This is a genomic window from Kocuria sediminis, from assembly GCF_009735315.1.
In the GTDB taxonomy this organism is placed as follows: domain Bacteria; phylum Actinomycetota; class Actinomycetes; order Actinomycetales; family Micrococcaceae; genus Kocuria; species Kocuria turfanensis.
Window position 1 is genome coordinate 156,979 of record NZ_WOGU01000005.1, and the last position, 9,967, is coordinate 166,945.

The 9,967-nt window shown below is 73.4% G+C and carries 8 protein-coding genes; 5 read left to right on the forward strand and 3 right to left on the reverse strand.

What is annotated here, in order from left to right; genetic code table 11:
- The first annotated feature begins 38 nt into the window (after window positions 1–38).
- Window positions 39–959 carry an AraC-like ligand-binding domain-containing protein gene (locus GMA12_RS07735; protein WP_162459620.1) on the forward strand — a complete coding sequence of 307 codons (921 nt, stop codon included), beginning with the start codon at window positions 39–41 and terminating at the stop codon, window positions 957–959.
- Between the two features lie 161 nt (window positions 960–1,120).
- On the forward strand, window positions 1,121–2,197 hold the full coding sequence (locus GMA12_RS07740) for an SDR family oxidoreductase (protein ID WP_156268758.1): 1,077 nt from the start codon (window positions 1,121–1,123) through the stop codon (window positions 2,195–2,197).
- An 18-nt stretch (window positions 2,198–2,215) separates the two neighbouring features.
- Here the strand turns inward: GMA12_RS07740 and GMA12_RS07745 are convergent, their stop codons facing one another.
- The 3 genes from GMA12_RS07745 to GMA12_RS07755 form a co-directional block, all read right to left on the reverse strand.
- A complete protein-coding gene (locus tag GMA12_RS07745) occupies window positions 2,216–3,517 on the reverse strand; it encodes an Nramp family divalent metal transporter (protein WP_156268760.1) in 1,302 nt (433 codons plus the stop codon).
- Between the two features lie 152 nt (window positions 3,518–3,669).
- On the reverse strand, window positions 3,670–5,454 hold the full coding sequence (locus tag GMA12_RS07750; RefSeq protein WP_156268762.1) for an N-acetylglutaminylglutamine amidotransferase: 1,785 nt from the start codon (window positions 5,452–5,454) through the stop codon (window positions 3,670–3,672).
- 74 nt (window positions 5,455–5,528) lie between these two features.
- Window positions 5,529–6,218, reverse strand: a complete 690-nt coding sequence (locus GMA12_RS07755; RefSeq protein WP_162459621.1) for a TetR/AcrR family transcriptional regulator — start codon at window positions 6,216–6,218, stop codon at window positions 5,529–5,531.
- A gap of 154 nt (window positions 6,219–6,372) precedes the next feature.
- Between GMA12_RS07755 and GMA12_RS07760 the strand changes: the two genes are divergently transcribed.
- From GMA12_RS07760 to GMA12_RS18845, 3 genes are all read left to right on the forward strand, one after another.
- The gene (locus GMA12_RS07760; protein ID WP_156268764.1) at window positions 6,373–7,224 is read left to right on the forward strand and encodes an urea amidolyase associated protein UAAP1; all 852 of its coding nucleotides are present in this window, start codon (window positions 6,373–6,375) and stop codon (window positions 7,222–7,224) included.
- 31 nt (window positions 7,225–7,255) lie between these two features.
- On the forward strand, window positions 7,256–7,969 hold the full coding sequence (locus tag GMA12_RS07765; protein ID WP_156268766.1) for an urea amidolyase associated protein UAAP2: 714 nt from the start codon (window positions 7,256–7,258) through the stop codon (window positions 7,967–7,969).
- A 2-nt stretch (window positions 7,970–7,971) separates the two neighbouring features.
- On the forward strand, window positions 7,972–9,967 hold a 1,996-nt coding region (locus GMA12_RS18845; RefSeq protein ID WP_276607373.1), incomplete at its 3' end, for an ATP-binding protein.

A 9,967-nucleotide genomic window follows, 5' to 3' on the forward strand; every position in this document is an offset into this window, starting at 1 on the left:
CGACGCCGCTTCCGCCGCGCCCCGCGGCGACGGAGCCTGTGCTGGCCGAGACGATCCAGGACTGGACCCGGCTCGCCTCGCAGTCGTTCGTGCCGCTGCGGTGCACCACCACGGCCGGGCGGACCTTCCGCGCGGGCCTCGTGGCACGCGACGCCGGGAACCTGCACGTCACCCACATGCGGGTCGGCCCCCACGCCGTCGAGCGCGTGCCCGGCACGGCCGACGGCGCCGGGTGCTTCAAGGTGAACCTGCAGCTGGAGGGTCGCTGCGCCGTGGAGCAGGCGGGCCGCCGCAGCGTCCTGGAGCCGGGTGACCTGGCGCTCTACGACACGTCCGCGCCCTACCGGCTCGAGTTCGCCGAGGACGCCCGGCTGCTGGTGCTGATGTTCCCGCACGGCGTGCTCGACCTGCCCCCGGCGGCGGCCGGGCAGCTGCGGGCGGCCCGGCTCGGGTCCGAGACCGCCGTGCACGGGATGGTCTCGAGCTTCCTCGCCTCGATGGCCGAGCGGATGGACGCCCTGACCGGCATGAACGGGCAGCGCCTGGGGAACTCGGCCCTGGACCTGCTCACCACCTCGTTCAACCTCGAGCTCGACGACCAGGTGGCGGCCTCGGCCCACGAGAAGGACCGGCTGCGCGCCACGGTGCACGACTGGGTCGAGGCGAACCTCTCCCGCACCGACCTCGACCCCACGACGATCGCCCGCGCCCACTTCATCTCGGTCCGGCGGCTCCACCAGCTCTTCCACGAGGAGGGCACCACCGTCTCCGCGTGGGTCCGCACCCGCCGGCTGGAGCGGTGCCGGCGGGCCCTCGAGGATCCCGTGAGCGCCGGGGTGCCCGTCGGACGGATCGCCGCCCGCTGGGGGTTCCCCGACGCCGCCCACTTCTCCCGCGTGTACAAGGCCGCCTACGGCATCTCCCCGTCCGAGGCGCGCGCCCGGGCGCTCGCCGGCTGACGCGCCCACCTGCCGGGCGGGCCGCACCGGGCCGGCGCCGAGGATCTCCCGCGCCGCGGATTGCCCCTCATTCGGATTTCCCCCCCGTCCGGATTTCCCCCGCAGCGGACAGCGCCCGCCGGGGCGGCGGCGCCCACGGCGCCAGTGGCACAGTGGGGCCCATGGACACACCTCACCCCTCCGCCCGGACCGCGCTGGTCGTCGGCGCCAGCGGCATCACCGGCTCCGCGCTCGTGGAGCAGCTCACCGACCAGAACTGGGACGTGCTCGCCCTGTCCCGCACCCCCGTGCCGGGCAGCACAGCCCGCCACCTGAGCGCCGACCTGCGCTCCCCGGGGAGCCTCGCGGCGGCGCTGGCGGAGGAGCGGCCCACGCACGTGTTCTTCACCGCCTGGTCCCGCCAGGCCACCGAGAAGGAGAACATCGAGGTCAACGCGGGCATGGTCCGCAACCTCCTGGTCGCCCTGGCCCACGCCCCGGTGGAGCACGTGGCGCTGATGACCGGGCTGAAGCACTACCTCGGCCCCTTCGAGGCCTACGGGCAGGGCACCATGCCGGACACCCCCTTCCGCGAGGAGGAGCCCCGCCTGCCGGTGGACAACTTCTACTACGCGCAGGAGGACGAGCTGTGGGCCGCCGCCGAGCGCCAGGGCTTCCGCTGGTCCGTGCACCGGGCGCACACGGTGATCGGCCACGCCGTGGGTAACGCCATGAACATGGGGCTCACCCTCGCCGCCCAGGCCGCGATCTGCCGGGAGACCGGCCGGCCCTTCGTGTTCCCGGGCTCCGAGACGCAGTGGAACAGCCTGACCGACATGACCGACGCCGGCCTGCTGGCCGAGCACATGGTCTGGGCCGCCACCGAGGAGGCCGCCGGGAACGAGGCGTACAACGTGGTCAACGGGGACGTCTTCCGGTGGCGGAGGATGTGGCCGGCGCTGGCGGCGTGGTTCGGGCTGGAGTGGGAGGGCTTCCAGGGCGCCCCGCGGCCCCTGGAGGAGCAGATGCGCGGCACCGAGGACGTCTGGGCGCGGATCGTCGAGCAGCACGGGCTGGTCGAGCCCGATCTCGCGCGCGTGGCCTCGTGGTGGCACACGGACGCGGACCTGGGCCGGCCGATCGAGGTCGTCGCGGACATGTCCAAGAGCCGGCTGGCCGGGTTCACGGGGTACCGCCGCACCGAGGACTGCTTCACCCGGCTGTTCGAGCGCTACCGGGCCGAGCGCGTCATCCCCTGACCCGCTCCGAGGCCGCGGTCAGCCGCCGACGAGCGGCGCGACGGCCTTCACGAGCTGCTGGGCGCCCAGGATGCCGAAGAGCAGCGCGGTGATCCCCAGTGCGATGTTGGTGTGCCACCTGTTGGCCCACTCCTGGGGGACCCGGCGGCCGTTGAGCAGGCCCAGCAGGGTGAGCGCCAGGAAGGGCATGAACAGGGAGCCCAGGACGCCGTAGGCGAGGATCAGGCCGATGGGCTGGCCCAGGACGAAGAGGATCATGGGCGGGAACGTCAGCCAGAGCACGTAGAAGCGGAAGTACTTGCCGCCGACCCGGGTGTCGGGGTGGCCGGACTCCTTGCCGCGGATGTTCCCCCAGAAGTCGGCGAACATCAGGGACACCCCGTTCCACACGCCGATGATCGAGGAGAAGGAGGCGGCCCAGAAGCCCACGAGGAAGCCGGTGCCGACCACGTCGCCGTACTCCGCGCGGAGCACGGCGTAGAGGTCCAGCAGGCCCTCGTCCCCGGAGCTGAGCGCCACGCCCGCGGAGCGGACCACCTCGGCGCCGACGATCAGCATGGCGATGACGAAGATGCCCGTGACCACGTAGGCCATGGAGTTGTCGATCCGCATGACGCGCATCCACTTGGGCGTGTACCAGCCCTTCTCCCGCAGCCAGTAGCCGTAGGCGGCCAGCGTGATGGTGCCGCCGACCCCGCCGGCGAGGGCCAGCGTGTAGAGCACCCCGCCCTCCGGGATGACCGGCACGAGGCCCCCGATCATCTCGGGGATGTTGGGGGTGGCGATGACCGCCAGCCCTACCACGGTGACGAACATCAGGCCGACCAGCGCCGCGGTGATCTTCTCGAAGGTGGAGTACTTCCCGAACCAGACCATGACGAACCCGAGCAGGCCCATGACGATCGCCCAGGCCCACAGGGGCAGGACGGGGAAGACCGCGGCCAGGGGCAGCGCGGCGGAGGACATCGCGGTGGCGCCGTAGACGAAGCCCCAGATCATGATGTACGGCCCGAAGTACCACGTGGTCCACCGGCCCAGGGAGCGCCAGCCCTCGAAGATGGTGCGGCCCGTGGCGAGCGTGAAGCGCCCGGCGCCCTCCACCAGGATGATCTTCAGGATCACGCCGAGGACCACGGCCCACAGGAGCCCGTAGCCGTAGCGGGAGCCGGCCACCAGGGTGGCGACCATGTCCGCGGCGCCCACGCCCGTGGCCGCGACCACCAGTCCCGGGCCCACGATCTTCCACTTGGCAGGGGCCCCGCCGTCGTCGTCCGTGCGGGCGGCGTGCGCCCCGAAGTCGTGGTCGTTCTCTGTGCGCAATGCGTGTCCTCGTCGTTCCGTCCGGTGCGCGTTCCGTGGCGGAACCGGACGGCGAGCGCGCTGCGGTGCCGACGTCCGCACCGGAGTCGCTGTGCTCCCAGACACAGTACAGGGTGGGCGCACCGGGCGAGGGCCGACCGGGCGCGGCCGGGTCAGGAGACGCCGTTCTCCTGCAACCACATCTCGAGCAGCCCCAGCTGCCACAGCACGTTGGAGCGCAGCGGCGTGTGGTGCCGGTTGGGGTCCGCCAGCAGGGACTCCACCACCTCGGAGTTGTACAGCCCGCGCCGCACCGCCGCCGGGTCGGTCAGCGCCGCCTCGACCCGGTCCAGGGTCCCGCCCTCCAGGGTGCGGATCGCCGGGACCGGGAAGTAGCCCTTCTTCCGGTCGATGACCTCGTCCGGGACGATCCCGCGCGCGGCGCGCTTGAGCACGCCCTTGCCGCCGTCGGCGAGCTTGAGCTCCGGCGGGATGCGCCCGGCGAACTCCACGAGCTCGTGGTCCAGGAACGGCACCCGGGCCTCGAGGCCCCAGGCCATGGTCATGTTGTCCACCCGCTTCACCGGGTCGTCCACGAGCATCACCGTGGAGTCGGTGCGCAGCGCGGCGTCGACGGCCGTCTCGGCCCCGGGGCGGCCGAAGTGGCGCTCGATGAAGGCCGTGGGCGCGTCGTGGGTCGCCATCCACTCCGGGGACAGGACCTTGGCCAGCCGCGACCACGGGCGGTCGAAGAACGCCTCCGAGTAGGTCTGGCGCGCGTCGTCGCGCGCGACGTCGGCCAGCGGCGGGTACCAGTGGTAGCCGCCCAGCACCTCGTCGGCGCCCTGGCCGGACTGGACGACCTTGACGTGCTTCGAGACCTCCTCGCTGAGCAGGTAGAAGGCCACGCAGTCGTGGCTGATCATCGGCTCGCTCATCGCGGCCACGGTCCGGTCGATCGCCGGGACCAGCCGGGCGTCGTCGATCGCGATCTGGTGGTGGTCGGTCCCGAAGCGGCGGGCGACCCGGGAGGAGAACTCGAACTCGTCCCCGGACTCCTCGCCCCGGGACTCGAAGCCGATGCTGAACGTCTGCAGGTCCTCCTGCCCGCTCTCCGCGAGCAGGGCCACGACGAGGCTGGAGTCGATCCCGCCGGACAGCAGCACGCCCACCGGCACGTCCGCCACCATGCGCCGCTTCACGGCGGTGCGCAGCTTCTCGACGAGGCCGTCCTGCCAGTCCTGCGCCGACCAGTCCGAGCGGTCCTCGTCCCGGGTGAACTGCGGGTTCCAGTACTCGTGGTCGGAGGCCGACCCGTCCGGCTCGACCGTGCGCACGGTCGCCGGCGGCATCTTCCGCACGCCCTTGAGGATGGTGCGCGGGGCCGGGACCACCGAGTGGAAGGTGAGGTAGTAGGACAGGGCGGTGCGGTCGATCGAGGTGTCGACGTCGCCGGCCGCGAGCAGCGCCTGCACCGTGGAGGCGAAGCGCAGCCGCGCCCCCGTGTGGTCGACGTAGAGGGGCTTGATCCCCAGCCGGTCCCGGGCGAGGACCGTGCGCCCGCTCGTGTGCTCGGTGATCGCGAAGGCGAACATGCCGTGGAAGCGGTATACGCACTCCCGGCCCCAGCGGTGATAGGCCTTCAGGGCGACCTCGGTGTCCGAGGTCGAGAAGAACTCGTAGCCCATGCCGCGCAGCTCCTCGCGCAGCTGCCGGTAGTTGTAGATCATGCCGTTGAACACGATCGACAGGCCCAGGCGGGAGTCCACCATCGGCTGCCCGCCCGAGGGGCTGAGGTCCACGATCTTCAGCCGGCAGTGGCCCATGGCCACCGGGCCCTGGGCCCAGGCGCCCGATCCGTCCGGGCCGCGGCCGGACTGGGCGCAGGTCATGCGGTGGATCGTGCCCGGGTCCGCGGCCGCACCGTCGAACCGGACCTCACCGGCGATGCCGCACATCAGCGCTCACCTCCGCCGCAGGTCCAGGAACCGGTCGGGCGGGACGAGTCGTGGCGGGAGAGCATCTTCCCAGTCTAGGCGCTGGGTGCGGGGCGGTGGCCGGTGTCCTCCACGAGACCGTCCACCAGCTCCAGGGCCCGGTCCCGGGTCGGCCCGGTGACGTGCTCGGGGGCGCCCGCGACCCGCAGGGCCGCGTCCGCGATGCGGTGCGCCGCGTCGTCGGGCAGGCGCGGCGCCCTGCGCTGGCGCTGCAGGATGACGTTCTCCACGAGCCCCATGACCACGGCCGCGTCGAACGGTGCGGCCGGGTGCCCGCTCGTGCGCTCCAGCAGCGTTCCGTAGATCCGCTCCAGCGCGTCCCGGTTCTCGTGGAACTCCTCGAACCCCTCGCCGCGCAGCTCCGGGGCGAAGTAGAGCGCCCCGAGGTTCTGCGGGTCCTCGAGCAGCAGCCGGGTGTCCGCGAAGCACAGGGCCCACAGCAGCACGTGCCCGGGGGCGTCGGCCGCCAGCAGCCGCTCGGCGAGGCGGCGCGAGGGCACCACCGTGCCGAGCACCAGGCGCAGCAGGACCTCCTCCTTGGAGCGGAACCAGTGGTAGACGCTCGCCTGCTGCAGGCCCGCCGCCTCCGCGATCGCGCGGGTGCTCGTCCGGGCGAAGCCCTGGCGCACGAACAGGTCCCCGGCGGCGTGGAGGACGTCCTGCTCGGCCCCGCGCCCCGTGGGGGAGGCGGGATTCTTGCGCGGGCGTCCTCGGCTCTTCGTCACGGGACAGAACCTACCAATCCCGTCTTCCGCCCGGTGCGGCGTCCGGGCGGACCGGGGAGTTACCTCCCCGAAACGCCCGCCTGACCCGGGGGAAATCCGGCGCTGCTCTAATACCTGTCAAGCGACAGAAAATCCGTCCGAGAAGGAGCCGGCCATGACCGTCACCCAGACCACGTCCGCCACCGGGACCACCGCCGGGGCCCGCGCCCACGCCCGCGCCCAGGAGGGCACCGTCGTCGAGTGCAGCCCCACCGTGCCCGCCACGACCTACGGGGACGCCCCCGCGCGGGTGGCGCCGGAGGACATCGTGTGGGCCGAGCGCGTGGCGGGCGGCAACTACACGCACAAGGTCCTGGCCCGCGGCACCGCCGTCCGGCTCACGGACGTGGCCGGGGACGCCTGCGCCTCGGTGCTGCTCTACAACGCCGCGGAGCCGTTCGAGCGGCTCAACGTGGCCGACACCATGAAGATCCAGTGGCAGGTCCGCACCGGCCCCGGCCAGGTCCTGCTCTCCGACCAGGGCCGTGCGCTGGCCACCGTGGTGGAGGACAGCTCGGGCCACCACGACGCCCTCTACGGTGCCAGCTCCCGGGCCCGCAACGAGGAGCGCTACGGGGACGGGCAGCCCCAGGGCCCCAGCCCGGCCGGGCGCGAGCTGCTCGTCCTGGCGGGCGCCAAGCACGGGCTCTCCCGGCGCGACGTCCCGCCCTGCGTCTCGTTCTTCCAGGGCGTGGAGGTCGGTCCCTCCGGCCGGCCGGTGTTCACGGGCTCCGCCGGGCCGGGCGCCGCCCTGACCCTGGTCACCGAGATGCCCTGCGTGCTGCTGCTCGCCAACGCCGCCCACCCCCTGGACCCGCGCGAGGAGTACGTGAGCACTCCGCTCGACGTCGTCGCCTGGCGCGCCCGGGCGACCGCCCCCGAGGCCCCCGCCTGGAGCTCGGCGCCCGAACGCCGCCGCGCCTACCAGAACACCGCCGAGTACCTCCGCGCCCGCGGCCTGGCCTGAGCCCCTGCAGCGACGAGGAAAGGAACCCACCATGACTGCTCCCACCACCGCCCCGGCCCCGATCCCCGCCCCGGTCCCCGCCGACCGCGCGGCCGACCTCGCGTCCCGGTTCGGCCCCGAGCTCCGCCGCGAGACCGTGGCCCCGCTCGCGCCCTGGTCCACCGTCCTGCGGGCCGGCCAGGTGCTCACCATCGTGGACGTGGACGGCAACCAGGCCGTCGACTTCCTCGTCTACGACGCCGCGGACACCGCCCGCGCCTACAGCGCGCAGGCCACCCTGCAGGGCCAGGACTGCGTCTACCTGAGCGCCGGATCGGTCCTGCGCAGCAACGAGCACGACCCGCTGCTGACCGTCGTCGGCACGGACGTCGAGCGCCACGACACCCTCGGCGGGGCCTGCTCCAAGGAGTCCAACACCCTGCGCTACGGCCACCACACCTGGTCCCAGCACGGGTGCGCGGACAACTTCCTGGCGGAGCTCTCTGCGTACGGCATGGGCAAGCGGGACCAGGTCTCCAACGTCAACTGGTTCATGAACGTCCCGGTGGACCCGGACGGCGCCCTCGGCATCGTGGACGGGATCTCCGCCCCCGGGCTGTCGGTGAGCCTGCGGGCGGAACGGGACGTGCTGGTGGTGGTCTCCAACTGCCCGCAGGTCAACAACCCCTGCAACGGCTTCGACCCCTCCCGCGCGGAGATGATCGTCTCCGCCGGCACGGCGGCCGCGGCCGGTCAGGAGGCGTGAGCATGAGCGCCTTCGACACCGTCCTCGTGGCCAACCGCGGCGAGATCGCCGTGCGGATCATCCGCTCCGTCCAGGCCCTCGGGCTGCGCGCCGTGGCCGTGTACTCGGACGCCGACCGCGGCTCCCGGCACGTCTCCGCCGCCGACGAGGCCGTGCACCTGGGGGCCTCCCCCGCCGCGGAGAGCTATCTGGACATCGCGAGGATCATCGCCGCGGCCGAGCGCACCGGGGCCGGGGCGATCCACCCCGGCTACGGGTTCCTCTCCGAGAACACGGACTTCGCCGCGGCCTGCGAGGCCGCCGGGATCGCGTTCGTCGGCCCCACGGAGGAGCAGCTGCGCGTCTTCGGCGCCAAGCACACCGCGCGCGACGCCGCCGTGGCCGCCGACGTGCCCCTGCTCGCCGGCACCGGTCTGCTCGGCTCCCTCGAGGAGGCGCTGGCGCAGGCCGAGGGGATCGGCTGGCCGGTCATGCTCAAGGCCACCGCCGGCGGCGGCGGGATCGGCATGCAGGAGTGCCGTGACGCCGAGGACCTGCGCGCGGCCTGGGAGAGCGTCCGGCGCGTGGCCGGGGCGAACTTCTCCTCCGCCGGGGTCTTCCTGGAGCGGCTCGTGGACCGCGCCCGGCACGTGGAGGTGCAGGTCTTCGGCGACGGGCGCGGCGACGTCCTCGTGGTCGGGGACCGGGACTGCACCCTGCAGCGCCGCCACCAGAAGGTGGTCGAGGAGGCCCCGGCCCCCGACCTGCCCGAGCACGTGCGCGCCACGATCCACGACGCCGCCCGGCGGCTGTGCGCCTCCGTGGACTACCGCTCCGCCGGCACGGTCGAGTTCATCTACGACCCCGGCCGCCAGGAGGCCGCGTTCCTCGAGGTCAACACCCGCCTGCAGGTCGAGCACCCCGTCACCGAGGCCGTCTACGGCGTGGACCTCGTCGAGTGGATGCTCCGTCTGGCCGGCGGGGACCGCACCATGATGGACGCCGAGCTCATCACCCGCGGCGCCGCCGTGGAGGCCCGGGTCTACGCGGAGAACCCCGACCTGGACAACCTGCCCAGCGCCGGCACCGTCACTGGACTGGTGGTCCCGGACGGCATCCGGGTGGACTCCTGGATCGAGGTCGGCTCCGAGGTCAGCGCCTTCTACGACCCGCTGCTGAGCAAGTTCGTCGCCCACGGCGCCGACCGCGAGCAGGCCTGGGCGCGGCTGGGGGAGGCCCTCGAGCAGGCCCGCGTGCACGGGGTGGCCACGAACCTGGGCGTGCTCCGGGCGATCCCGCAGCTGCCCGCGGTCCGCGGCGTCGAGCACTCCACCGCCACCCTGGAGGGCGTGCGCAGCGCCCAGCCGCGCCTGGAGGTCCTGAAGTCCGGGCTGCTGACCACCGTCCAGGACCGGCCCGGGCGGATCGGGTACTGGCCGGTGGGCATCCCGCCGTCGGGCCCGATGGACGAGCTGTCCTTCCGGCTGGGCAACGAGGCGCTCGGCAACCCCGAGCGCGCCGCCGGCCTCGAGGTGACGATGGCCGGGCCGACCCTGCGCTTCCACACGCCGGCCCGGGTGATGGTCACGGGCGCCCCGGTCGAGGTGCTGGTCAACCGGGAGCCGGTGGCGCAGTGGGCCGTGCTTGAGCTCGCCGCCGGGGACGTGCTGGCGATCGGGCGCGCCGAGCAGGGCATGCGCGCCTACCTGCTCGTCGAGGGCGGGCTGGACGTCCCGCTGGTGCTGGGCTCGGCGGCCACCTTCGTGCAGGGCGAGATCGGCGGGGCCGCCGGCCGCGCGCTCGCTCCCGGCGACGTCCTGGGGATCAGCACCCCGGCCGTGCCGCACGAGGTCGCCGACGTCCCGCTCGCCGAGCGCCCGCAGGTGGGCGCCTACTGGGAGGTCGGGGTGCTCGAGGGCCCCCACGCCGCCCCCGAGTTCTTCACCACCGCCGACATGGAGGAGTTCTACGCCGCGGACTGGGAGGTCCACTTCAACTCCGACCGCACCGGTGTGCGCC